The sequence below is a fragment of the Bacillus sp. F19 genome, from assembly GCA_023823795.1.
In the GTDB taxonomy this organism is placed as follows: Bacteria; Bacillota; Bacilli; order Bacillales; family Bacillaceae; genus Bacillus_P.
Window position 1 is genome coordinate 4,699,823 of record CP085710.1, and the last position, 25,366, is coordinate 4,725,188.

Below are 25,366 nucleotides of genomic sequence, written 5' to 3' on the forward strand. Positions count from 1 at the left end.
AATACTAAGGAGAAACAAAATGAATTTTATGAAACGCGGCTTTTTAAGTGTGAAAGCACATGCAGGAAAAAGTCTGCTGCAAGTCTTTATTTTTACCGTAATTTGCGTGTTTGTCCTATCAGGGCTTTCGATTCAGTCAGCTGCTGAAAAATCAAGTGTACTTGCGAGAGAGTCGCTTGGAGGCGATGTGACTCTTAATGCAGACATGGAAAAATTGATGGAACAGCAGCGCAGCGAAAGTACGGAGGAAGGCGCGAGAGTTCGCTATCAGCCTGTTCCCATTCAGGAAGAATCAGCTGAGGAGCTGACTTCCTATTCACAAGTAAAAGGCTATAATTTCTTATCCTCTACATTCGGAACAGCAGCGGACTTCGAGCCAATCGAAAATGAATCCACGGATGCTGCAGAAACAGAAGAAGCTGATCCAGGCAGAATGGGAGGCGGGGCAATGGCTGCCGCTGATCTTACACTGCAGGGTGTCATGTTTACGGATTCTGTCCAATCCTTCTTAAATAGTGAGTCTACTATTGTAGATGGCCGCCACCTGACAGATGAAGATTTAGAGAAAAATGTAACGGTCATAGAAAAAACACTCGCTGAAGACAATGAGTTAGCAGTTGGCGATAAGGTCACTGTGCAATCAACAGCTGATGAAGAGACATCTTTAGAACTTGAGATTGTGGGAATCTACGAAACTGCCTCTGCAGGCTCAGATCTTGGAGGCAGAAACGTCACAGCTATGAATCCATACAACCTGCTTTATGTTCCATATACAGCAGCCTCCGCTCTTAAGGGAGCTGAGTACGAAGGAACCATTGATCAGGCAGTTTATTACATGAACGATCCTGAGAAAATTGACAGCTTCGTGGCTGAGGCAAAAGAAAACAGCAGCATCGATTTTGAAACGTTCAAATTGGATGCCAATGATCACACGTATCAGCAAATGATCGGTCCGATTAATAATGTTGCCTCTTTTTCAAAAGATGTTGTGTATTTAGTAACCATTGCCGGTGCTGTCATTTTAGGACTCATCATTATGATGTCTATACGTGAACGCAAATATGAAATGGGCGTCCTGCTTGCGATTGGGGAAAAGAAGTGGAAGCTAGTAGGTCAATTCTTGTTTGAAATTTTAATTATCGCTGTTCTGGCTCTTGGCGTTTCATCTGTAACCGGTCAAGCTGTGGCAAAACATTTCGGAGATCAGCTGCTGTCGCAGGAGATTACTCAAACAGAAGAAACTGCATCAAACCCTGCTTCATTCGGAGGCGGACGAGGCGGCATGGGAATGGGCGGACCGCTTGGCATGCAGCAGTCTGCTGCAGATCCGATTGATGAGCTTCAAATTGAAGTGACCGGCAAGGACTTAGGCATTCTCTTTGGCATTGGGCTGTTAATCGCTATTATTTCAGCATTAATTCCAGCTTTATCTGTTTTGAGACTTCAGCCAAAAACCATCTTAACGAAACAAGACTAAGGAGGAACACTACATGACTAATCTGCTGCAATTTGAAAATGTCAGCTACTGGTACCATCTTGAAAATAAAAAACATGTGATTTTGAACGATGTTTCCATTGGTTTTAACAAAGGAAGCTTCTATACTATTGTCGGACCATCAGGTTCAGGAAAAACAACCTTTCTCGCACTCGCAAGCGCACTTGACGTTGCAAAAGAAGGCTTCGTTTTATATAAAGGCAAAAACATTAAGAAAATCGGCCTTGCCAATTTTCGCAATAAATATGTATCGATCGTTTTTCAATCCTATAACCTCCTGACTTATATGACAGCCCTTCAAAATGTCACAACGGCTATGGAGATCACTGGATCGACCCAGCCAAACAAAAATGAATTTGCTTTGCAGATCTTAGAGAAAGTTGGCATTTCTGAGAAACAAGCAAGACAAAAAGTGCTGACCTTAAGCGGAGGACAGCAGCGGCGCGTCTCCATCGCCAGGGCGCTTTCCTGTCAATCTGAATTAATCATTGCAGACGAGCCAACGGGGAATTTAGATGAGGACACAGCAAAAGATATCGTCCGGCTTTTTCAAGACCTTGCTCATAAGGAAGGTAAATGCATCATCGTGGTTACCCACGATCAAAATATTGCGGCAATCTCAGATGTTACCGTGAAGCTTTCTAAAGGCAGTTTTTATGTGCAGCAGAATAAGAAATTCAATCATAGTAAATAAAAACATACAAAGCCGGCCCCTTTCGAGCTGGCTTTGTTAGACTGTTATCGCCACTTCTTGAGCAGGTCTTTGTTTTTTCTGAAACCTGATTTACTTTCCAAACCAAGGCCATTACTTGCAAGAATGGTCTTTTTACTAGCGAAAACCGCTTAAATACTTTCCGATTTGTCTGATTTACTTTCTTTTTTCCAGCTGCCTCCTAAAAAGATCACTCTTTTACTTGGTTGAACCCCCCAGTAAAAAAGACTGCAGGAATCTGTCCCGCAGTTTGCTTATTATTGAATAGTTCCCGCTACTTCCTCCGTCATCCCCGCAACAGATTCCAAACCGCCGCCTGATAGGTACCAATAGTCAGGATCTAAATAAACAATCTTTCCATTTTTATAAGCTTTCGTATTTTTGACTAAGTCATTTTCCACTACCTGCTTCGCAGAAGATTCTCCGCCGGCAACTGCTCCTCTATCAATTACAAATAGGTAGTCCGGGTCTTTTTCTGCAATATATTCAAATGAAATGCTTTGTCCGTGTGTAGAAACCTCGATTTTTTCATCGGCTGCTGCGAACCCGAATTCGTCATGGATAATGCCGAAGCGTGAGCCTGCTCCGTTTGCACTTACCTTGCCGTCATTTGCAAGGATTATTAAGGCTTTTTCATCGCCTGCTGATGCTTTCTCTTTAAGCGCTTTGATAGACTCTGCTACTTTCGCAAACTCTTTTTCTGCTTCTTCTTCCTTGCCGAAGATCTCACCTAATGTTGTTACATTTTCTTTAAATGATTCCATGTACTTCGTTGTATCCACGCCCATGAAAATGGTCGGAGCAATCTTGCTCATTTCTTCATAGGAATCCTGCTGTCTGCCTGAAATAATAACACATTATGTGCTGCAAACTCGATTATGAAGCACTTATCTCGTGTTGGAGCCCACATAAAGTGCTGCAAACTCGATTATGAAGCACTTATCTCGTGTTAGAGCCCACATAAAGTGTTGCAAACTCGGTTATGAAGCACTTATCTCGTGTCGAAGAACACATTAGGTGCTGCAAACTCGATTATGAAGCACTTATCTCGTGTTGGAGCCCACATAAAGTGTTGCAAATTCGGTTATGAAGCACTTATCTCTTGTCGAAGAACACATTAGGTGCTGCAAACTCAATTATGAAGCACTTATCTCGTGTTGGAGCCCACATAAAGTGTTGCAAACTCCGATTATGAAGCACTTATCTCGTGTTGGAGCCCACATAAAGTGTTGCAAACTCCGATTATGAAGCACTTATCTCTTGTCGAAGAACACATTAGGTGCTGCAAACTCAATTATGAAGCACTTATCTCGTGTCGAAGAACACATTAGGTGCTGCAAACTCGATTATGAAGCACTTATCTTATGCGGTAGCCCTTATTATGTGCTACAAACTCGGTTATGGAATCACCTCATTACTTTGGTAAAGATAATCCTTCTCATTTAATCCTAAAAAAAAGAAGCTCAATCTAATAATTATCTGAAGAATAAGAAAACGTATGGAAAATGTTCACAAAGATGCGACATCTTTTTGTCAAATGCTCCCGACTATTACTTTCCAGTACAAATAACTGTTAATATGTTAGATAATCAAGTATGTTAGTTGAGTTTGGATTTAAAAAGAAAAGGAGAATTGTAATGAAAAGTACAGAGGTAATCGTAGAGGATTCTCTTTCTATAAAAAGCATCTTTTCTTGGAGTAATTTTAAAGCTATCGTCAAAGACGGCATTGTGAAGTCAAACCTTCTCGGAATGTTTGCCGGCCTTTCTGTAGCATTGTCTGTATATAATGTCAGTTTTGTGGATAATATTCTGGTCGTCATTCTTGCTCTTCTAGGTACAGCAGCTGTTGTAGGCGGTGCCGGTGCGATTAATAACTATTACGACCGCGATATCGATTCTCTTATGAAGCGCACGATGGAGAGACCGACCGTTACAGGGACTATTCATCCCAAGTTTGCTTTATGGCTTGGCACCGCTCTTTCAATAAGCGGAATTGTGTTTTTGTACCTAATTTCACCTTTAACAGCTTTTATTGGAGCTCTTGGTTTATTTTTATACCTTGTCCCTTACACAATGTGGACAAAAAGAAAAACGATTTATAACACAGAGGTAGGAAGCTTATCCGGTGCCATTGCCCCACTAATTGGCTGGGCAGCGATTTCGCCTGACTTGTTCCACCCTGCAGCACTTGGACTATTCGTTTTAATGTTTTTATGGCAGCCTCCGCATTTCTATGCGATTGCCATCAGACGTTTAGAAGATTACAAGAATGCAAGCGTGCCGATGCTTCCGGTTGTAAAAGGAACACCGCGTGCTAAAATTCAAACAATCGTTTATTTAATTTTGCTGCTTGCATCATCATTCCTGTTCTTATCGTTCAGCAAAGTCGTCGCTTTCTCCATGTTCGCCCTGACGCTTGCCTGGATGCTTGCCGGGATCATCAGCTTTAAAAAGATGGATGATTACAAATGGGCAACGATGATGTTTATCTTCTCACTGAATCATTTAACGATTATTTTCACTATGCTTATTATTGTTTCTTTCCTATAAAAAAAGTCAGCCCTTCGGCTGGCTTTTTTCTATTCAGTCATGACGCTCCATCCATCTGCATAGCCGCCAAGCGGCTTGGTAATCGCATCAAGCTTCTTTTGCATGGCCGTAATCTCATTATGCTTTAAATGCATCTTAACGGAGCCAAAGCATGTCCATTCTTCAACATCATCGTCATACTCCATCATGAATTTGTAGCCTTTATCAGAGAGTGCCTTTAAAATGGCTTCTCCGTTCTCCTGATCTGGAACCGCCACATAAAAATCAATCATATGAGGCTTCTTAAAATTAAGACCCTCTTTATACAGCATACTCAGTACTTTTCCATCCTCATCCTTTGGAAAATTCATAGTATCTCCTCCTTTTTATAAAAAGTGCATCTTCATTATCTTATAACAACCTGAGATTGCAATCCCCATCTAAAGTCTGAGAAAACTTCAATCCAATGATGAATTTTCTCTAAGAATCTTTTCCATATAATGAAAGTAACAAAAGGAGGCGGAAACGATGGGTACAAACAACTTTTATGTTTTAGAGGAACTGAGAAAATTGCAGCAAGAGGAACTTCATAAACGAATGCAGTTTAACGAAATGTATCAATTATATTCTGATTTACCAAGGAAGAAAGTATGCGCGGACTTTATTTTATTTAAGATTTGCATATAAAACGAAAGCTCAGCCAAAAAACGGCTGAGCTCTGTTTTTACTTCTTATGGCTATCCGCGTAAATAGCCATTGCATCTCTCATATATGCAGCTAACCCTTCACCGAACTTATCAATGTTTTTTGTAAACCGTTCATCATCAACATACATTTGTCCGAGTCCTTTAAAAGCATCAAGCGAATAATCGCCAAATTCGTTCAGCATTACATACCATTCTCCGATTGCAGCCTGTGACTCTTCAGATGAAGGTGAATCGTGACGAAGATCTGCAAGCTTTCTATAGAGATTATTAAAATTTTCCTGCATCTCTTTGGTCATGCCTGCTGCTTTTGCGTTAGCCTTATCAACCGCCTCGTCGCCCCAGCGTTCACGCGCTTCCTGTTCATAAGGATTTTGACTGAAGTCAAAGCCTTCAAATTTTTCTTTCTGTGACATCTCAATTTCTCCTTTCGCATGTTTGATAGTTTTCTCAACTGTTGCAATCATCTGATCAAGCCGGTTCCGTTTCTCAAGCAGCATTTTCCTGTGCAGCCTGAGCGCTTCTTCCCGGTCAAATGAAGGACTGCTGATGACTTCTTTTATTTTCTTTAAAGGGAACCCAAGCTCTTTAAAAAATAAGATCTGCTGCAGCGTTTCGAGATTTTCATTGGAATAAAGCCGGTATCCAGAATCAGTTACCTTATCTGGCGTTAACAATCCGATTTCATCATAATGATGCAGTGTGCGCACACTAATTCCAACTAAATCCGCGACTTCTTTTACTTTCATAAGCTGTCAGCCTCCCTTCACCATTTACTTTAAGGTATGACGTTACGTTAGAGTCAACACGTTTTTATTTTCCCAAAAAGAAAAGACTTTAGCATTATGCTAAAGTCTAGTTTGTCAGACTGCCTCTGTCCCCCACTTCTTCTCATCCTGCACAAACAGAATGCCGAGCTCGTGGTGTTCACCTTTGTAAACGGCCCCCTGGACATAGCGGATCTCTCCGTTTAAGCCGATGACTTCCATTTTGCAGAAAGCACCGTTAATTTGAAGGGCCTGGTAAAACTCATCGACCGTTTTGACAGAGGCTCCATTTGTTTTCATTATGATTTCGCCAACTTCAAGCTCAAGCTTAACCGCAGGTGAATGCGGCAAAATGCCAAGCACCATCAGGCCATGATCACGCTTTGAGAAATAGAAGGCTGCCGAATTATCATTCATCCGCTGGCGGACGGTCAAGAATTCCCTGCCGATGATGGCAAGCAGGGCTGCGGCAAATGCAAGCGGCATAAACCAGATGCTTACGACAGCGACAGCAGAAATAATCAATCCAAGCCAGATGACGCGCTTAGACGTGACCATAATACTTTCTTTAGGCAATGAACCCTGAACTCTTTGATGAAACCCGATGATATACGGAATGAAGACAAAAAGAAACGGCTCATCTCCGATTGTCAGTACCGGCCACCACGAGAGGCTTTCCGTTAAAGATCCTCCTGGAATGAGTAAAAACAGCGGCAGCATCCATGTGCGATTTGCAACATGATTCCCGATTGGAAGACCCCTGCTGCTTTTTAATAGAAACGGAGAAGTCTTTATATGAGCTGTCCGATAAGCAAGGACACCCTCCGCAATCATAAGCAGTCCCATTAAAATAGCCAGTAAGGAAAAGCTTGTCTCATTTAAATCTGGTAAAAAAGAGACAGCATCTGCCTGCATCAAAAGAAATACCAAAAAAATTGTTAATCCCATTGTGTAAGCTGGCGAAAGAAAGCGCAGCTGAAAAGTAAGAGACAGAATAACAGTCACGGCTGCCAGCATAATAATTGAACCGAGCGGCATCATCATGCCAAATCCAAATGTCACTGCAGACAAAAGAAGACCTGTGAGCAGTCCTTTTGAATATGTAAACCGCACTTCTTCATAGATATCTTGAATTCTTGTATGGAAGGATTTACGCTCCCGCTTTATGCGAATAAATCCAAGCACAAGTGAATAAATAAGGAAAAAATAAACGAGAGGATGGATAAAAAACCTTCCCATTGCCAATAGAAATTCTAGCAACCAGTTTTCGAGCAAACTTCATACACCACCTTGATTGCTTTCGTCAGCTTAGTAGGTAAACGATTAATGCTATTTTATCAGATATAGAATAGGATGAATATCATATTCTGACCGAGTTTACTTTAATTTGCTCCAAAGATGAAAATTCGAAAGTGAAAAATCAAGGAGTGAGTCGTCTACTTTAATATCCAGCACTTCTTCAATCAGCTGCATAGACCGTTTTATATCCGTGAGGTTTAACGAAAGACGCTTGTAGTTCTCCGTTAAATAGTGAAAGTATTCTTGAACGCAAACTTGATCGATTTCCTGCAATCTCTTAACATCTGTGTAGTTTGCCAAGTACATGCAGAACAGCTGAACCCATTTGCTGACCTTCGCATGTGAGGAACTTGCAGTTTGTAGTCTTTCTTTAAATTCTTCTGTCAACTGTCGATAAGTTTGTTCTCTCATCACACTTGCCCTTTTTTTCAATTGATCTCCCCATCTTTCTGTTTTAAGAGTGTGTTGTAGAACAGTACTTCTATCGTAAAACGTTTATCCCGATTAATCAACTAGCTAAAGTTTCATTTTTTTGTGCGCGAAAAGTCTGTACTAATTATAAAAATACGGAAATCCCTTCCGATTTTCGTCGTTTTCCTCACAAAAAATTAGAAAATCGTCCTAAATGTAGTTATTATGTTAGAAAATTCCATAAAAATAGAGCCAGCTTACTAGTTTGCAAGCTGGCTCTATTTTTATTTAGATAATGTTTCAATCGCTTTTTCAAGCTGAAGATCATGTTTTCCGTCTAAACGCTGCTCAGATACCTTCTGATTAATGGCTTCTGCTGTTTGAACATCAATATTTCCAGTAGCTGAAAGCTTGTTTTTCTTTTGGAAATCCTTCACTGCTTCAGCCATTTTCTTGCCAAAATATCCATCTTCTCTGCCTGGGTCATAGCCTAATCCTTTTAAAAGAATTTGCGCTATTTTTATTTGCTCATCATTCATATCTACAGCGAGCGGTTTTTCAAGCTGAATTGGCGCTGTTGTAAGATGTTTGGGCTGTGAAACCGTAATAGTTGGTTCAACACCTTTTTTATGGATCCAGTTGCCTTCTGGTGTAAGCCATTTATAAAGAGTCAGCTTGATGTTGCTGCCGTCCCCCATAGGAACAGCCTGCTGAACAGTGCCTTTTCCAAAAGAGGTCTCTCCAATAATCTCATACTGTCCGGCTTCCTTTAAGGCTCCTGCTAGAATTTCAGAAGCAGATGCACTTCCTTTATCAATCAGGACTGAAACCGGATAGTCTTTTTTCTCAGTCAAATTAGAGAAATATCGTTTTTTATCACCATTACGCTCTTCAATTTGAATGTATGGCTGATCCTTGGTCACAAATTGTTTCAGAATTTCTTCCACACTTTGCAAATATCCGCCTGGATTCCCTCGAACATCAAGGACAAGTCCTTTGATATTTTTTTGCTCAAGCTTTGTTAATTCCTCTGTGAAATCTTTAGCCGTATCTTCTGAGAAAGACGTGATTTCAATATAGCCATATTTCGATTTCCCTTTGGTTTTAACAGAGCTGAATACCGTTTCAATCGGAATTTCGTCCCGTGTCACATCAAAGGTCAGTTTTTCTTTTGAACCAGTCCGAAGCACTTCAATTTTCACCTTTGTTCCTTTTTTTCCGCGGATTTTCAGGACGGTATTGTTGAGGTCACTGCCGGCTACAGACTCACCATCAATGGTAATAACCTGATCATTCGGCTGCAGTCCTGCTTTTTCTGCCGGTGAATTTTTAAATGGAGAGACGATAATGATTTTGCCGCCATCCATTCCCACTTCTGCACCGATGCCTTCAAAAGAAGAATCAAGGCTGTCGGAAAATTGCTTGGCTGTTTCTTTATCCATATAGACAGAATAAGGATCATCCAGAGTGGTCAGCATGCCTTGAATCGCTCCTTCAAGCAGCTCCTCCTCGTCTACTTCCTCAACATATTTGCTCGAGATTAAGTCATAAGCCTGTTTCACTTTTTCGAGACCTTCTACTTCTTGATCCCGATCTTGCTTTAATACATCTGTCACAGCAGGAACGGCAAGCTCTTCTGCTTTTGTATCCTGCTGATCATGTTCCATAAACTGCATGCCGGCGTACATGCCGCCCGCACCGAGTGCCATTGAGAGAGTCATCATAAGAGCTGTGACTTTTTGCTTCATCTTGTTCCTCCTTCTAAAGGTTAACTTCATTATGTACGATCTTTACAAATAAACTCGTATCTCTAGTATATGTGAAAAAAGGATAAATCATGTAGGACAAGATGATTTCACTTAAAAATAAAGGAACATGAAAAATACAAATTCTCTACAAAACGATTAGTTTATAATTTCCTAAACAACAAAAAAACTCCTAAAACATAATGTTTTAGGAGTTTGATTATTATTGTAAGAACTGCATTGGGTCAACTGGGTTTTTCCAAGCACCATCGTGAATTTCAAAATGTAGATGCTTGCCTGTTGAACGGCCAGTGTTACCCATGATGCCAAGCTGCTGACCTTTGCTGACAGATTGTCCGCTGCTTACATTACGCGCTTCTAAATGCGCATAAACAGTTGTGTATACTTTACCGTCGATGTTATGTGAAATGAAAACACAGTTTCCATAGCTGCTTGAGTAGTAAGAACGGATAACCGTTCCTGCTGCTGCTGCCACTACTGGTACATTGCTAGCTCTGTTTGCAATATCAATACCAGCATGCAATTTACCCCAGCGAGTGCCATATCCAGATGTAAATGTACCTTGTGCAGGCCACATGAACATGCCGCCAGTTACTGCCGGTGCCGGTGCCGGTTCCGGAGCAGGCGCTGATGATTCATTTGAAGAACTGTTAGATGAAGCTGCTGCTGGCTTTTTAGCCGCTGCTGCTGCTTGTGCATCAGCTTCCTGCTTAGCACGTGCTGCTGCTTCTGCTGCTTCGCGCTTGCGCTGTTCTTCTGCTTGTTTTTGACGTTCCATTTCTTTTTGAATAGCTGCTTCCTGTTCTTTTAAGAATGCTGATTCATCTTCTAACTCATAGATTGCTGCTTCTGTTTCCTGATGCTGAGCTTTAACTTGCTCAATTAATTTGCCTTTTTCTGCTGCTTGCTGTTTTAACTGCTGTTTTAATGTTTCTAACTCAGTTAAAGCTGTTTCAAGCTTCTGAAGCTGGCTACTTAGTTCTGCTTCACTTTGCTCTAGAAGTTTTTTGTCTTCCTCGTGGGCTTTGATAATTTCTTTATCTGCATCGACAATCGTTGTTACAGCACTTACGCGTGTAACAAGGTCACCGAAATCCTGAGCACCTAGTAGCACATCTAAATAGCTTACTACACCGCCGCTCTCCTGAAGAGAACGTACACGGTCCTCTAGAAGTAGATTACGCTTTTTAATACGCTCTTTCACTTCTGCAATTTGAACCTTTAATTCATCAATCTTTTGTTTCGTTTCATCGATTTCAGCTTGACGCTCACGGATTTTCTCATTTGTATCCGCTGTTTGCTTATCAAGTTTTTCAATCTCGCTATTTAAGCTTTTCTCTTTTTCTTCAAGCTTCGATAACTCGCCTTGCTTTTCCTGGATGTTTGAATCTACGCCTGAACGCTCATTTTGAATATCTGCTTTTTTCTTTTCAAGGTCATCGTTTGCATAAGCCTTTTCTTGGGTAATTGGAATAATAACAGAGCTTGTCCCTATTAAAGCAGCCAACCCAAGTGATAAGATTTTCTTTCTCACTCTCTAGTTCCTCCCTTTATCTATCATCCTCTGAACGAGGAAACCAGCAATCTACCAGATTGCCAGTTTATACTCTTAAGAACTTTCGGACAGACATTAAACTTCCCCACACTCCGATTAATCCGCCTATTAAGATCAGAATAGCTGATACTTGGAAGACGAATGGACTAAACGGCAGTAATTGAACAAATGAACCTGCAACTTTCGGTTCAACCCATGTATATAAATAGTTGTACGTGGCCATTACGAGCACAATCGGAATAATTGATCCCATAATTCCAAGCATTAAACCTTCAAGGAAGAACGGCCAGCGGATAAACCAGTTTGTTGCACCTACAAGTTTCATAATCTCTATTTCATGCCTTCTGGCAAAAATCGTAATTTTAATTGTATTTGAGATAAGGAACATGGCCGTAAAGACTAATCCGATGATTAACCCGATGCCGATGTTTCTTGAGATTTCAACAAAATTGAATAGTTTTTCTACTTCTTCTTTACCGTACAGAACTTTATAAGCTCCATTAAAGCCCTCAATCCTCTTCGCGATTTTAGGGGTTTCATGCGGATCTTCCGTTTTGATGACAATAACATCATTCAAAGGATTGTTCTGTTCAAAAAGCTGATAAGATTTCCCTTGTTCTCCCATGCTGCTGATCAGGTTATCAAGTTCTTTTTCCTTTGGTGACAGTTTTGCTGATTTAATTCCGCTGAGGTTATCAATCTTGGTCCTCAGCTGCTTTTGTTCCTCCGGTGTGCTTGTCACATCTACCAGCACCCGTATTTCAACGTCCTCTTCAACCTTAGAAGCAAAGTTGTTTAAGTTCATCATAATAACCAGGAACGTTCCGACAAGGATTAAAGTGACAGTTACGGCACTGACTGACGCAAATGTCATCCAGGCATTACGGCTTAAGCTTTTTAACGTTTCTTTGAAGTGACGCCCAAGGGTTCTAATCATAAATCCCATACTCCCCTCTAGCCTCGTCACGCACAATCTTTCCATCTTCGATCGCGATGACTCGTTTTTTCATGGTGTTTACTATCTCTCGGTTGTGTGTCGCCATCACAACAGTCGTTCCTCGATTGTTGATTTCCTCAAAGATGCTCATGATCTCCCAGGAAGTATCGGGGTCAAGATTTCCTGTCGGCTCATCAGCGATGACAACCCCAGGATTGTTAATAATTGACCGTGCAATCGAAACGCGCTGCTGTTCTCCTCCTGATAACTCATTAGGGAAAAATCTAGCCTTATGCTTGAGCTGAACAAGGTCTAAAACGTCCAGCACTCTCTTTTTGATAATTCTAGGATTCTCTCCAATAACTTCAAGAGCAAATGCAATGTTTTCAAATACAGTTAACTTAGGCAAAAGTTTAAAGTCCTGAAAAACAACGCCGATGCTTCTTCTTAAATATGGAACTTTCTTTTCCCGCAATTTAGCAAGATTTATTCCATTGATCACGATTTTGCCGTCTGTTGGTCTTTCTTCACGGTACATCATTTTAATAAATGTTGATTTACCAGCACCGCTCGGACCGACAACATAAACAAATTCGCCCTGATCTATTTTTACATTTATTCCATTAATGGCAAGAACGCCATTTGAATACGTTTTAAAAACGTCTGTCATTTCGATCATATTTTTATCACCCAAAGCTGTTTATTTTGTAGATTACGTGGTGTCCGCTGGTTCGTATTGTATTTAAGAGTGTGTATAGGAATATGTATCCAATATTTTCATATATTAATAAGATTACCCACAAAAAATATTATAACATCAAAGTTCGGCAAAAATAGACTTAAAAATATTACAGTTTCATTTCAATGTCGTAAATTGTAGAATTTTATCGATTTACAATTGTTTATGGTTCCAATGTTGGAGGTATTGAAACCGCTTTAATATAAATATTAGAACTTTCCGACTAAAAAGACAATCTATTTTTTAGGGATTAAATAATGGTAAATTTTTCTGAGTGTCGAAAGGTTTTACTTGCGAATTGGATAGAATTAGGTTAAATGAGAGGAGATAAAAATAAGAAAACCAGCCATATTTTTCAGGCTGGTCTTTATAGAAGTTACTTTTTCTGCGCAAGCCATTCTGCTACCACAGCTGCGTCTGTTTCATTAATAAGACCTGCAGGCATTCCGCCCTGACCTTTGTTAATGATGCTTTCAATTTTATCTTCATCATATTTAGCGCCTACTTTTTCCAGGCTAGGCGCAGCCCCGCCGCCTTCAAGATTTTGTCCATGACAGCTAATGCAGTTTTGCTGTACGATTTCTTCAGCTTTTGCCGTATCCTGAGTTCCTGAATCTTCTTTAGGCTCTTCTCCGGCATTATCTCCGCCTCCGCATGCAGCGAGCGCAAGAGATGTTCCAAATAATAGTGCGAATAGTTTTGTTTTCATTGCCAAAATCCTCCTCAAATAAGGATATAAAATACATTTTCTATTATATCCTATCTACGCCCGCTTGAAACCTTCGCCGAGCACATCAGAAGCATCCATTACAACTACAAACGCAGACGTATCAATGCTTTTTACGAGTTGTTTCAATTTGGTGAATTCTGTTTGATCAATCACACACATTAAAATCGGCCGCTCATTATCCGTGTAGCCTCCGAAAGCAGATAATTTGGTCACTCCCCTGTCAATTTCACTCAGAATTGCCTTTTTGACTTCTTCTTCTTGATTGGTAATGATCATCGCCATCTTAGAACGTCCAAGTCCAACTTGAACGATATCAATTGTTTTGCTGGTCACATAAAGGCCTACAAGTGCATATAGACCGCGTTCTATATCAAAAACAAAAGCTGCAGTCATCACGATCAGTCCATCTATTAAAGCTACACATGTACCAAGAGAGAGACCTGTAAACTTATGGATAATCTGTGCCGCAAGATCTGTCCCGCCTGTTGAAGCTTTTCCGCGAAAAACAAGACCGAGACCAAGACCTACGCCGATTCCGCCGAAAATGGCGCCAAGCAAAGGATCTGTCGTTGCAGGTTCCATATCTTTCGTTAAAAAGACTACAAAAGGAAGGAAAATGGTTCCTATTAACGTTTTTAAACCAAATTGCTTTCCAAGGAGCAAAACTCCTGCAATAAATAAAGGAATGTTGAAGGCCCACTGAACATACGCAGGTTCAAATCCAAATAAGAAATCTGTAATTGTACTAATGCCGCTGACTCCGCCAGATGCAATGCGTTTAGGCAAGAGAAACAAATTAAAGGCAATGGCAACGATTCCAGAGCCAAGCAAAATAAACAAATACGAAGTGCTCTTTTCTAAAGCCGGATTGTAAGTACGAGTGCGTTTACGCTGAAACATGCTGTATCCTCCATCTATGAAAACACTTGTTTTTTGACATAACCTTTCAGAGTATAGCACCCGTCTGAACAAGCTGTAAATAACAGTGTAATAACGTGCTAAAGAGGTAAAGGGTTGGGATTAGTTTTTGCTAATGATGATGGATTTAACCATATTTGGTTATAGGAACTTACTTTTGTGAAAAATTTTCGTTATTTAGATAGTGCTTACTTTCCAAATATAGAAAATGTTGACTAAAATGACCCTATTACTTGCGAGAATCCATAAAATACTTGCCATTATAAAAGCTTCACTATCTTTTTTACATTTTTCTCCTAAAAATAAAAAAACGGACGCCCTCAAAAGGACAGCCGTAATATCTTCTTATGAAAGTTTAGAACGCAAATATGCATCAATAAATGGATCTAATTCGCCGTCCATGACGCCTTGAACGTTACCGCTCTCCGTACTTGTGCGGTGATCTTTTACAAGTGAGTACGGGTGGAATACGTAAGAACGGATTTGAGATCCCCAGCCGATTTCTTTTTGCTCGCCGCGGATTTCATCAAGCTCTGCCTGCTGCTCATCAAGCTTCAGCTGATAGAGCTTCGCTTGAAGCATTTTCATGGCTCTCTCACGGTTTTTGATCTGTGAGCGCTCCGTTTGGCATGTTACAACCGTATTGGTTGGAATATGCGTGATACGGACAGCGGAGTCAGTTGTATTGATATGCTGACCGCCGGCACCGCTCGCACGGTACGTATCAATTTTCAGGTCCTCTGTGCGGATATCGATGTCGATTTCATCATTGAATTCAGGCATAACTTCGCATGATACAAACGATGTATGACGGCGGCCTGAAGCATCGAATGGTGAAATACGGACAAGACGGTGAACACCTTTTTCAGCTTTCAAGTAACCGTATGCGTTATGTCCTTTGAAAAGAAGCGTGACACTCTTAATGCCTGCTTCGTCTCCAGGCAGATAATCAAGAGTTTCTACCTTGAAGCCTTTCTTTTCGCCCCAGCGAGTATACATGCGGAGCAGCATGGAACCCCAGTCCTGTGACTCCGTGCCGCCAGCTCCTGGATGAAGCTCAAGAATCGCATTATTTTTATCATGAGGCTCGTTTAATAGAAGCTGAAGCTCAAATTCATTCATAGCCGTAGTCAGCTCAACTACTTCATTTTCAAGCTCAGCGTGAAGCTCAGCATCCGGCTCTTCTTTTAAAAGCTCATGCGTCACTTCAAGATTCTCATATGTTTCGTTCATTTCATTGAATTGGTTAACCGCTTCTTTTAAAGAATTGCTTTCATTAATAACGGTCTGTGCTTCATTTTGATTATCCCAGAAATTCGGATGGGACATCATTTCATCTAGCTCATCAATACGAGCCTGTTTGCGGTCGAGGTCAAAGAGACCCCCTAAAAGCCGCTAATTTCTTAGCCATTTTTTCAAGTTCGTTCCGGATTTCTGCTAATTCCATAATAATTCTCCTCTAAAATAGGGTAAAGAGAGGTGTCTGACACCTCTCTTTCCTGATTTACATCCCGCAGCAGTTTTTGTATTTTTTGCCGCTTCCGCATACACATGCTTCATTTCGGCCAATTTCCATCTGCTTTTTAACAGGTTTTTTCTTAGGCGCCTCGTCTCCCTCTTTCAGGTGAACGGCCTGCTGTGGTTTTGCAACTTCCTCGCGCTCAAGGTTGTTGCGGATTTCTGCTTTCATGATATATTTTGCAGCATCTTCTTCAATCGATGCAATCATGTTTTCAAACATCGCAAAGCCTTCCATTTGATACTCGCGAAGCGGATCTGTCTGTCCGTAAGCGCGAAGGTGAATACCTTGACGCAATTGATCCATTGCATCAATATGATCCATCCATTTCGTATCAACCGCGCGAAGCAGTATCACTTTTTCGAATTCGCGCATCTGCTCTTCGCCGAACGCTTCTTCTTTTTCGCTGTAGCGTACTTTTGTTTTCTCTAACACAAGCTCAGTGATTTCTTCAGATTCTTTCCCTTTGAAATCATTTACCGTGAAGGTACCCTCTTCAAGAAGATTGGCGTTGAGATAATCAAGCAATCCTTCAAGATTCCATTCCTCAGGAACCTCGTCCTTAGGAGTGTACATGGCAACAACGCGCTCAACTGTTGATGTAACCATGCTTTCTACGATGCTGCGAAGATTTTCTGAATCGATGACATCAAAGCGCTGCTTGTAAATGACTTCACGCTGCTGTCGGAGAACATCGTCATATTGCAGAAGCTGTTTACGTGCATCAAAGTTATTGCCCTCAACACGTTTTTGGGCAGATTCAACCGCACGTGTAACAATTTTACTTTGAATCGGCTGTGAATCATCCATTCCGAGACGATCCATCATCGCCATCATATTCTCAGAACCGAAGCGTCTCATTAATTCATCTTCCATTGAAAGGTAGAATTGAGTCACACCAGGATCTCCCTGACGTCCTGAACGTCCGCGAAGCTGATTATCAATTCGGCGTGATTCGTGGCGTTCTGTACCGATAACAGCTAAACCGCCAAGCTCTATAACACCAGGTCCAAGCTTAATATCCGTACCGCGTCCAGCCATGTTCGTTGCGATTGTAACGGAACCTTGGTGACCGGCATTCTCGATAATTTCAGCTTCCCGCTCATGGTTCTTCGCATTCAGAACGTTATGCGGAACGCCTTTTTTCTTCAAAAGCTTTGAAATAAGCTCTGACGTTTCAACAGCAACCGTACCAACCAATACCGGCTGACCGGCAAAATAACGCGTCGTTACATCATCCACAACCGCTTTGAACTTGCCTTCCATTGAACGGTATACAAGGTCAGCGCGATCATCACGGACAACATCACGGTTAGTAGGAATCGCTACTACCTGCATGTTGTAAATGTTGCGGAATTCCTCTTCTTCCGTTTTCGCTGTACCCGTCATACCAGAAAGCTTCTCGTACATGCGGAAGTAGTTCTGGAACGTAATCGTTGCAAGCGTCATGCTTTCATTTTGTATCTCAAGACCCTCTTTTGCCTCAATTGCCTGGTGAAGACCATCGCTGTAGCGGCGGCCTTTCATTAAACGGCCTGTAAACTGGTCAACGATGACAACCTGACCGTCTTCAACTACGTAGTCAACATCATTGTGCATCACAACATGTGCTCTTAATGCCATATTAATATGATGATTTAATGAAACATGTGTAAGATCAAAAAGGTTTTCAATTTGAAATGCTTTTTCAGCTTTAGACATACCGTCTTCTGTCAGCTGAACACCTTTTGTTTTTTCATCAAACGTGTAATCCTCGTCACGTTTAAGAGAACGCACAAAACCGTTTGCCTGCACATAAAGCATCGTTGACTTTGCAGCAGAACCGGAGATGATAAGCGGCGTACGCGCTTCGTCAATTAAGATGGAGTCAACTTCATCGATTACAGCATAGTGAAGCGGACGCTGAACCATCTGCTCTTTGTAAAGCACCATGTTATCGCGCAAGTAGTCAAATCCTAATTCATTATTAGTAGAATAAGTTACATCAGCCGCATAAGCAGCGCGCTTTTCTTCTTTTGAAAGGCCGTTCGTATTTAAGCCTACTGTTAAACCAAGGAACTCATACAGCTTGCCCATTTCAACAGCATCACGGCTTGCCAAGTATTCATTGACTGTTACAACATGAACGCCTTTTCCAGAAAGAGCATTCAGATAAACAGGCATTGTGGACGTCAGCGTTTTACCTTCCCCTGTCTTCATCTCAGAGATATTGCCATCATGAAGCGCGATACCCCCCATAAGCTGAACCGGATAAGGGTATAAGCCAAGAACACGCTTTGCAGCTTCACGGACTACAGCAAAAGCCTCAGTCAAAAGGTCATCAACGCTCTCACCTTTTGCAATGCGGCCTTTAAACTCCTGTGTTTTCCCCTTTAGATCTTCATCAGAAAGCTTTTCAATGTCTGATGCTAAAGACTCTATTTGATTAGCCATTTTTTCATATTTATTTAATGCACGTTTGTTAAAATCGAACACCTTATTTAAGATTCCAAGCATTTTATACGCTCCTCTGTCTAATGAAGTGCCATACATGAACAGTATTCATGAGAACCCGCTAGAAATTTCAAAACTAATATCTATTTTACCATATATTTAATGTTTTCAACAGTATTTCGGGTATGCACAAAAAAAGCATGCCGAAAGTTAAAAAATAATGCCATTAATAATTCAGGACAAAATAAAAATGCAGCCCACTCATAGAATGGACTGCATTGGTTTATTGGTATTATTCAGTTGGTTCAATAATTGCATATTTGCCGTCTTTACGCTGATAAACCACATTAGTAGAATTCGTTTCAGCATTTGTGAAAACAAAAAAGTTATGGCCCAGCATGTTCATTTGAAGAATCGCTTCCTCACTGTCCATTGGCTTTAAGTTAAAGCGCTTCGTGCGGACAACTTCGATGGAGTCATCTTCTTCCTGCATCGGCGGCTGAGCCTGTTCACCCTCTGCCTCAACTGCCCCATTTGTGAACATGAATTTTGCTGAACCCTGCTCGCGCAATTTTCGGTTTACTTTCGTTTTATGTTTACGGATTTGACGCTCAAGCTTATTTGTCACAAGATCGATGGCAGCGTACATATCCTCATTGTATTCCTCAGCACGCAACACTAAATTGGTCATTGGAATCGTTACTTCAATCTTTGATTCTTGATCATTGTAGAATTTTAAATTTACATTTACGTTTGCATCGATTGAATCTTCAAAATAGCGTTCTAGCTTGCCGATTTTCTTCTCGACATACTCTCTTAAAGCTGGAGTTACCTCAATGTTTTCGCCTCTGACGTTATAATTCAAAATGAACTCCCCCTTTTGTTAAGGATATGTAAACCTATTTCTCTCTTTCCCTCTAGTATTCCTGCTCAAACGTTAAAATAATGTTAAAAATATGTGAAATTTGTTGAAGATTGCGGCTGAATGACTTCCGGAGATGGATGTGAATAGAATATGACGGTGAATCTTTATTTATGCTATAGAAAAAATTCCACCCGGATGCAGATGAGATTAATGAAGCAGGTATGGCAATAGGTATGCCTGAACCTCCCTTTTCCATTTGATGAACAATACTGAAAGCTATCCTTTTATATATATCTGAAATGAAAGAGTATCATCCTATTCAATGTAAACGGCTTCAATTCGTCGATGATCTGATCAAATAAAAGAATTTGATTTTGGAGATGCTCATCATCTCTTGCCAGGTGGAACATGCCGGAATGAGTGGCATCAATTTGAATGAACGCATCAACAAGATCATCCATGACACGCTCGCCTTCTGTGTACTCCATGGATTCAAAGCTCTGAATCAAATCGTACATGTCCTCCTCAATCCAATTAAGCAGCTCATTATAGGAATAAAAGAGCTCGTATTCACTTTGAGTAAGGGATTTATTTGCGTTTATCATAGTACATGCCGTCGACTGAAGTGCACTGATATGGATTGGCGTATTTTTGATTCGATGCTTTTTGAACCTTGAGATAGGTAATATCGTTTATTATTTCCTGCTTCAGCAGATTCAGCTTGTCATGAATAATAGCGTTCCATTCGGTAATTTCTTTGCCAAGCTGTTTTTCCTCATGATTGTACGGAGGCTTTAGCTGGTTGATCAGGCTGTCACGCTGCTCAATCCACTCCTGGATATTAACGATGTGGCTGTCTCTCATGTCTTTATCTGGTTCACCGTTTACTTCTGACAGCAGTTGCTTTGTAAGCTGATGCAGTTTGTTTACTTCACTCACTAGACTTGACCGCCTTGTCCGAACTGCTGCTTGCGGGCCGATTGAATCACTTGCTTCCAAGAATCGCGAAACTCCGTTACATACTCTTCCACTTCAGCAAGAATAGCCAAGTCGTTTGAAATATTGGCTTCTACTAAACGGCGATTCATATATTTATACATCGACATCATAGATTCAGATACAGCAGCTTTAGGATTTAACGTAATCATCAGCTCCTGAATAATCCGCTGTGCTTTTTGAAGATTGAGGTTCTTCTCTTGCGTGTTTTTCAGCTGAATTGCCTGGCGTGCCTGCTTGATAAACTTAAGACAGCCATTATAAAGCATCAGCGTTAATTCGCCAGGTGAAACTGTACTCACAGAATTTTGCTGATACGCTTGATAAGGGTTGTTAAGTGCCATTTTCAATTTACTCCTTTATTAGCCGAATTGCTGCATAAGATAATTCATTTGGTCGTTTGAACGCTGAATGGCTTTTTCCATCGCCGTGAACTGCGCCCAGTAGCGGTCTTCCACTTGAGTCAAACGGTCTTCAAAACGGATGATTTGATTGTCAATGGATGAAAGATTTCTTCCGATTGTAAACTGCTGGCTAGTAGAACTAGACGTTCCAGCCTTCGCATTCAGCTTGTCCATCGTTGTTTTTAAGTTGTCATAAAGGTTTGAGATAATCCCTTTTTCACCGCTTGTCGGCCCATTGCTTGTGAAGAGCTTTTCAACACCTTCAGGGTTTTCTTCAATCGCTTTTTTCAGCTTCGCTTCATCGATGATTAACTTGCCGCCTTCACGGTAGTTCGAAGTTGTCGAGATGCCAATGTTAGACAAATGAGTGAAGGACGAGCCAGATGCTGATGAAAGAGTGGAATAAAAGTCCGAACGCATCTGACTGAGCGCACCTGTTAGGATTGAATCTTTTCTGAGCAATCCGCTTTGCGCTTTTTCATCCCATTGCTCCTGCTGTTTATCAGTTAGAGATTCGCGCTCTTCATCAGACAGCGGCTGATAATCACGGTAGCGTGTTTCATCTGTTTTGGCCTGAATTTTTGCGATTGTTTCATTATATAAGGTCACGAACTTTTTAATATTGTCGAAGACGGCGTTCGTGTCGTTTGTGACGTTTATTGATACTGCCGGGTCTGCTGCTGCGAATGTGTCTTTTAGTGTGAAAGTCACTCCGCTCATCTCGAAAGTGTTGGATGTCCGTTCGGTTGAAAGGCCGTTGATCGTAAATTTTGCGTTCTGGCCGCCCGTCTCCGTTTCAGCACCAAATCTCAACACATCGTTCAGGAAACCAGCTGAAGTAATGATTTCATTACCATCCGTGTTAAAGTCACCAGTTTCTTTCCTAGTAAGCGTAATTTCATCTGAAAATGAATCGTATAAAGCGGTGACACCTAGTTCAGATGAATTGATTTTATTAAAAACGGTATTTAATGATTCTGTTCCCTGTATAAGAAAATTTTCTTTTATTTGCCCTTTGGACGTGTGCGTTTGCATGTCAAAGGACATGTAGTTGTCTGTGCTGTCTATTACATAATCTACTTTTATAGTGCTTCCTTTTTTGATCGGCTCCCCGAATGTAAGAGTCCCGTCACTATCAATCTTTGCTTCTCCAGCCTGCGGTGTTCCTGTTACAAGCGTAAAAGATTTCCCATCTACTTTAATAACGGCATCTTTATCGAAGTTTTTAAGAACTTCTCCGCTCTCTAATTTGAGATTAAACGTACTTCCATCTGCATCAGCGGTTATCGTCTGATTTTTCACGGTACCTGTCTGCCAGTTGAAATTCTGGTTCGCGAAAGAATCTTTCATTTCGTAAAGTGATTTCGACGGATCAACCTTTGACCCAGATGCTGAAATCGCACCTGCATTTACCTTTGTTGCAGCTGTCGCCAGTTGGTCGACCTTTGAAATACTGTAAGAAGACTGACTTGCAGCACTTGTGGCAGCCGCTGTCACTTTATCAGAATTGGAACTGTTCGTTGAACGTGCATGGTAATTGCTTGTGAGCTTCATATCAAATGTTGCATTACGAAATGCAAATAGCAGGCTGTTCATTTCACGATAGCCGTCCCGCTGCCATTCAAGCGTTTGTTTATTTTGCTTTAATTTATCAAGCGGCATTCTCTCTGCTTTCATTAGATCGGCTACAAGCGAATCAATATCCATTCCGCTTGCTAAACCACCTATTCGAACCATGCTGAATCACCTCTCTAAATCTTTTTGACTACAACAAATCCTCGAAACAATGTCATCGCTGCGTACAGATCGAGCATTTTTCTCGACGGGATTTCCCTGACGATTTCTTTTGTTTGATTATCAACAACCGTTACGTAATATTCGTTCAGCTTTTCGTGAAGCTGGAATTGAATATGTGTATTTACTGGCTGCAGGAAATCGTTAATGCCATTTATGACTTTTTCTAATTCTTCTTTTGGAAATGTGAGTATGTTTTCTTCTTTATTATGTTCTGGAAGTTTAATATGTTTCGTGTCGATTTCCGAGATGCGCGGACCAGGCTGGGATGACATTTTTTCGATCATCTTAGCGGGTCGCTCCTTGGATTTTTGTTCTAATGGTTATATCGGATGGAATATGAAATTTTTACACTTTATATCAAAATTATTTAAGTTGAAAAAGAGGACAAAAAAAAATAAAACTACTATTTCTTCATTTTATTTTATATATAGGAAAACTAATTTTGTATTGCTAATCCTTAAATAAAAAAGAAACCCTCTCATGATAAGGGTTCCCTGTGTTAAAACCAGTATTAACGTAATAATTGTAAAACACCCTGAGGAGACTGGTTTGCTTGAGCTAGCATAGACTGGGATGCTTGAGCAAGGATAGAATTCTTCGTTTGCTCCATCATTGTCTTAGCCATGTCAGTATCTCTTATGCGAGATTCAGCAGCAGTTAAGTTTTCAGATGTTGTTCCAAGGTTGTTAATCGTATGCTCTAAACGGTTTTGAACAGCTCCTAAGTTAGAACGGTTTTCAGAAACAGTGTTAATAGCATCTTGAATTTTTGTTAGGTTAGCTTTAGCAGTAGCATTCGTTCCGTCTAATGCAGCTAAACCAGTAGCGCTTATATCTACATTTAATGTAGCTGCTTTGTTGTCAGTAAGGTTAAGAGTGATTGTTTCATCAGCATTAGCTCCAACTTGGAACGTTAATGATGCATTTGTTCCATCTAGCAGGTTCTTAGTATTAAATTTTGTTTGAGTTGCAACTTTGTCGATTTGAGAAGACAATTCTACTAATTCAGCTTGAATTTTATCTGAATCATCTGTAGTCAATGTTTCGTTAGCTGCTTGAGCAGTTAACTCAGCCATACGCTGTAACATTGAGTGTGTTTCATTTAAAGCACCTTCAGCAGTTTGAATTAAAGAAATACCGTCTTGAGCATTGCGAGATGCTTGATCTAATCCACGTACTTGGTTGCGCATTTTTTCAGAAATTGCAAGGCCGGCAGCATCATCTGCAGAACGGTTAATTTTCATTCCCGAAGACAATTTCTCCATAGATTTAGCTTGTGCGCTGTTTGCATTTCCTAGCTGACGATACGTGTTCATTGCTGAAATATTATGATTAATTCTCATTTTAAAATTTCCTCCTTGAAATAATTGTAGTAATCCACATCCATGTGAATTCTTATATACTCGCAGTCGCAACGGTCGGCCGCCTGTTGGTTCTGCTTGTTACACTTCTTATATCGACATGTTCCGGAGTTGTTTTATAGCATTTAGAAAATATTTCATAAAAAAACCTTAAGCGAATGTGCTTAAGGTTATCTGCTCTTTAATTGAGCAAGCATATCTAGAGATGCTTCTGCCGCTTTGTTATTTTCTTCTTGAATGGAGAGATAGATTTCTTTGCGATGGATATCTACATTTTCAGGAGCACTAATACCGATTTTCACTTGGTCGCCAGCGATAGAGATTACCGTGATCTCAATATCTTCGCCAATTTGAATCGCTTCTCCAGTTTTCCTTGTTAAAACAAGCATCATGCTCCCTCCCATAGACAATGTTTAGTTGTATATTCTGTCTTGTTAAGGATAAGCTGCTTGCCCAATCTTTTTCCTTTATTTAAAATCAACGGACCTTGTAAATTCGCTGTTGAGTTCGTAAACGGGTCACTGACTGTTAAAATAACGTACACTTCGACATCATTCGGAGATTCTATCATTAATAATTCTTTTGAGGATTCATCCAAATCAAATTCATAGTCTTTGAAAAAGAAAAAAGGACTTGTGACGACAAATGCGGTGTTTTGCGATTGAATGGATTGCAGGATAAAGAATGAAGAGCCTTCTTCAAGCGGAAGCAAGATAAAGTTCTTTTCTTCTATAAATCCTGGAATCCCATGTTCAAAGGTGATTTGTTGAGCTTCATCAATCGATATTTCTCCATGATATTTCGTTTGAATTAACATGCTTCACATTCCTTTGTTTTAATCTATTAAATCTTTCTGTCTATTGAAACGAAATCTATTTTCAACTGATTTCTCTCAGCGAGTTCCACTTTGACCTCTCCTGCATTATAGTCCATGATCGGCTTGTTGATTTTGCTCTCAATGATCGGAGCATTTCTCTGCACATCGATTTTCACTTCTGAAGGCCGATAGTCAAGCTTGACGCTGTAATGAGATGGAATAAACCCAATGTTAAATTGCTTGATTTCGCGTTCGCTGTTTTTTTTCGCCTGGTCAGTCAGCGGTTTACCGCCATTTTCAATTCTCATCTGTTCATCGCCTTGCTGGATTCGTCTCGCAATTCCGGAAAGAACGTCCCGGCGCCCCTCGTCTGCTGCTTCTGCAATTCGCTTGGAAATATGCTTTAGATCAACATCTTCCCTGGCTTTTGTTTGATTAATTGTTAGCTTGCCCGGCGTTGTATGAATGGACAGATCTGCTTTGGGCTGCTGGATGGATAGGTCAGCTTTAGGCTGATGAATTTCAAGTGAAGCATTGACCGTTTCTAACCCTAGTTTAGCAAATCTGCTTTCTAACCTGATTTGAGGAATGTTCATAAATTGTCCCCCTAT

Annotated in this window: 26 protein-coding genes and 1 pseudogene; 4 read left to right on the forward strand and 23 right to left on the reverse strand. The window is 40.7% G+C overall.

All coding sequences use genetic code 11. From position 1 onward, the window contains the following. Positions 1 to 19 precede the first annotated feature (19 nt). Positions 20 to 1,477, forward strand: a complete 1,458-nt coding sequence (locus LIT25_24235) for an ABC transporter permease (GenBank protein USK33574.1) — start codon at positions 20 to 22, stop codon at positions 1,475 to 1,477. A gap of 13 nt (positions 1,478 to 1,490) precedes the next feature. After that, complete coding sequence (locus LIT25_24240; protein ID USK33575.1) at positions 1,491 to 2,189, forward strand: ABC transporter ATP-binding protein; 699 nt, start codon at positions 1,491 to 1,493, stop codon at positions 2,187 to 2,189. Between the two features lie 275 nt (positions 2,190 to 2,464). Here LIT25_24240 and LIT25_24245 read toward each other — a convergent pair. Then, a pseudogene (locus LIT25_24245) lies at positions 2,465 to 3,061 on the reverse strand (ABC transporter substrate-binding protein). Positions 3,062 to 3,844: 783 nt separating this feature from the next. Here LIT25_24245 and cyoE point away from each other — a divergent pair. After that, positions 3,845 to 4,759 (forward strand): heme o synthase, encoded by a 915-nt coding sequence (gene cyoE, locus LIT25_24250; protein USK33576.1) that lies wholly within the window; start codon positions 3,845 to 3,847, stop codon positions 4,757 to 4,759. A gap of 29 nt (positions 4,760 to 4,788) precedes the next feature. Here cyoE and LIT25_24255 read toward each other — a convergent pair whose 3' ends face one another. Next, the gene (locus LIT25_24255) at positions 4,789 to 5,109 is read right to left on the reverse strand and encodes a ribonuclease E inhibitor RraB (GenBank protein USK33577.1); all 321 of its coding nucleotides are present in this window, start codon (positions 5,107 to 5,109) and stop codon (positions 4,789 to 4,791) included. A 157-nt stretch (positions 5,110 to 5,266) separates the two neighbouring features. Between LIT25_24255 and LIT25_24260 the strand changes: the two genes are divergently transcribed. Beyond that, positions 5,267 to 5,425 carry a hypothetical protein gene (locus LIT25_24260; protein USK33578.1) on the forward strand — a complete coding sequence of 53 codons (159 nt, stop codon included), beginning with the start codon at positions 5,267 to 5,269 and terminating at the stop codon, positions 5,423 to 5,425. A 37-nt stretch (positions 5,426 to 5,462) separates the two neighbouring features. On the opposite strand, the gene LIT25_24265 is transcribed toward LIT25_24260, so the two are convergent. The 21 genes from LIT25_24265 to LIT25_24365 form a co-directional block, all read right to left on the reverse strand. Next, the gene (locus tag LIT25_24265) at positions 5,463 to 6,191 is read right to left on the reverse strand and encodes a MerR family transcriptional regulator (protein USK33579.1); all 729 of its coding nucleotides are present in this window, start codon (positions 6,189 to 6,191) and stop codon (positions 5,463 to 5,465) included. Between the two features lie 114 nt (positions 6,192 to 6,305). Then, the gene (locus tag LIT25_24270; GenBank protein USK33580.1) at positions 6,306 to 7,484 is read right to left on the reverse strand and encodes a cell division protein; all 1,179 of its coding nucleotides are present in this window, start codon (positions 7,482 to 7,484) and stop codon (positions 6,306 to 6,308) included. Positions 7,485 to 7,586: 102 nt separating this feature from the next. Next, positions 7,587 to 7,940: a Swarming motility protein SwrAA gene (locus LIT25_24275; GenBank protein USK33581.1), complete on the reverse strand. Its 354-nt coding sequence runs from the start codon at positions 7,938 to 7,940 to the stop codon at positions 7,587 to 7,589. Between the two features lie 263 nt (positions 7,941 to 8,203). Continuing rightward, positions 8,204 to 9,667 (reverse strand): peptidoglycan-binding protein, encoded by a 1,464-nt coding sequence (locus LIT25_24280; GenBank protein ID USK33582.1) that lies wholly within the window; start codon positions 9,665 to 9,667, stop codon positions 8,204 to 8,206. 220 nt (positions 9,668 to 9,887) lie between these two features. Beyond that, entirely contained in the window at positions 9,888 to 11,219 is a 1,332-nt protein-coding gene (locus tag LIT25_24285; protein ID USK33583.1) for a peptidoglycan DD-metalloendopeptidase family protein, read from the reverse strand. Positions 11,220 to 11,286: 67 nt separating this feature from the next. Continuing rightward, the gene (gene ftsX / locus LIT25_24290; GenBank protein ID USK33584.1) at positions 11,287 to 12,177 is read right to left on the reverse strand and encodes a permease-like cell division protein FtsX; all 891 of its coding nucleotides are present in this window, start codon (positions 12,175 to 12,177) and stop codon (positions 11,287 to 11,289) included. Continuing rightward, positions 12,170 to 12,856: a cell division ATP-binding protein FtsE gene (ftsE, locus tag LIT25_24295; protein ID USK33585.1), complete on the reverse strand. Its 687-nt coding sequence runs from the start codon at positions 12,854 to 12,856 to the stop codon at positions 12,170 to 12,172. The genes ftsX and ftsE overlap by 8 nt, the downstream gene beginning before the upstream one ends. Before the next feature lie 436 nt (positions 12,857 to 13,292). Then, positions 13,293 to 13,625 carry a cytochrome c gene (locus LIT25_24300; GenBank protein ID USK33586.1) on the reverse strand — a complete coding sequence of 111 codons (333 nt, stop codon included), beginning with the start codon at positions 13,623 to 13,625 and terminating at the stop codon, positions 13,293 to 13,295. A gap of 54 nt (positions 13,626 to 13,679) precedes the next feature. Beyond that, positions 13,680 to 14,546 (reverse strand): YitT family protein, encoded by an 867-nt coding sequence (locus LIT25_24305; protein USK33587.1) that lies wholly within the window; start codon positions 14,544 to 14,546, stop codon positions 13,680 to 13,682. A gap of 363 nt (positions 14,547 to 14,909) precedes the next feature. Beyond that, positions 14,910 to 16,011, reverse strand: a protein-coding gene (gene prfB, locus LIT25_24310) for a peptide chain release factor 2 (protein USK33588.1) whose coding sequence is annotated in 2 segments (ribosomal slippage) — positions 14,910 to 15,938 and positions 15,940 to 16,011 — 1,101 coding nt in all. Because the reading frame shifts where the segments join, the coding sequence is not laid out codon by codon here. 57 nt (positions 16,012 to 16,068) lie between these two features. After that, positions 16,069 to 18,579, reverse strand: a complete 2,511-nt coding sequence (gene secA, locus LIT25_24315; GenBank protein USK33589.1) for a preprotein translocase subunit SecA — start codon at positions 18,577 to 18,579, stop codon at positions 16,069 to 16,071. Between the two features lie 229 nt (positions 18,580 to 18,808). Further along, positions 18,809 to 19,381, reverse strand: a complete 573-nt coding sequence (gene raiA / locus LIT25_24320; protein USK33590.1) for a ribosome-associated translation inhibitor RaiA — start codon at positions 19,379 to 19,381, stop codon at positions 18,809 to 18,811. Positions 19,382 to 19,665: 284 nt separating this feature from the next. Then, on the reverse strand, positions 19,666 to 19,899 hold the full coding sequence (locus tag LIT25_24325) for a hypothetical protein (GenBank protein ID USK33591.1): 234 nt from the start codon (positions 19,897 to 19,899) through the stop codon (positions 19,666 to 19,668). Between the two features lie 70 nt (positions 19,900 to 19,969). Continuing rightward, positions 19,970 to 20,320 carry a flagellar protein FliT gene (locus LIT25_24330; GenBank protein USK33592.1) on the reverse strand — a complete coding sequence of 117 codons (351 nt, stop codon included), beginning with the start codon at positions 20,318 to 20,320 and terminating at the stop codon, positions 19,970 to 19,972. Next, positions 20,320 to 20,721 carry a flagellar export chaperone FliS gene (fliS, locus tag LIT25_24335; protein ID USK33593.1) on the reverse strand — a complete coding sequence of 134 codons (402 nt, stop codon included), beginning with the start codon at positions 20,719 to 20,721 and terminating at the stop codon, positions 20,320 to 20,322. The genes LIT25_24330 and fliS overlap by 1 nt, the downstream gene beginning before the upstream one ends. An 18-nt stretch (positions 20,722 to 20,739) precedes the next feature. Beyond that, positions 20,740 to 22,518 (reverse strand): flagellar hook-associated protein 2, encoded by a 1,779-nt coding sequence (locus LIT25_24340; GenBank protein USK33594.1) that lies wholly within the window; start codon positions 22,516 to 22,518, stop codon positions 20,740 to 20,742. A 14-nt stretch (positions 22,519 to 22,532) separates the two neighbouring features. Further along, a complete protein-coding gene (flaG, locus tag LIT25_24345; protein USK33595.1) occupies positions 22,533 to 22,862 on the reverse strand; it encodes a flagellar protein FlaG in 330 nt (109 codons plus the stop codon). 227 nt (positions 22,863 to 23,089) lie between these two features. Then, positions 23,090 to 23,920 (reverse strand): flagellin, encoded by an 831-nt coding sequence (locus LIT25_24350; GenBank protein ID USK33596.1) that lies wholly within the window; start codon positions 23,918 to 23,920, stop codon positions 23,090 to 23,092. Positions 23,921 to 24,108: 188 nt separating this feature from the next. Next, positions 24,109 to 24,327 (reverse strand): carbon storage regulator CsrA, encoded by a 219-nt coding sequence (gene csrA, locus LIT25_24355; GenBank protein USK33597.1) that lies wholly within the window; start codon positions 24,325 to 24,327, stop codon positions 24,109 to 24,111. Then, positions 24,327 to 24,755 carry a flagellar assembly protein FliW gene (gene fliW / locus LIT25_24360; GenBank protein ID USK33598.1) on the reverse strand — a complete coding sequence of 143 codons (429 nt, stop codon included), beginning with the start codon at positions 24,753 to 24,755 and terminating at the stop codon, positions 24,327 to 24,329. Before fliW ends, csrA begins: the two co-directional genes overlap by 1 nt. A 26-nt stretch (positions 24,756 to 24,781) precedes the next feature. After that, positions 24,782 to 25,351: a DUF6470 family protein gene (locus LIT25_24365; GenBank protein ID USK33599.1), complete on the reverse strand. Its 570-nt coding sequence runs from the start codon at positions 25,349 to 25,351 to the stop codon at positions 24,782 to 24,784. Positions 25,352 to 25,366 lie beyond the last annotated feature (15 nt).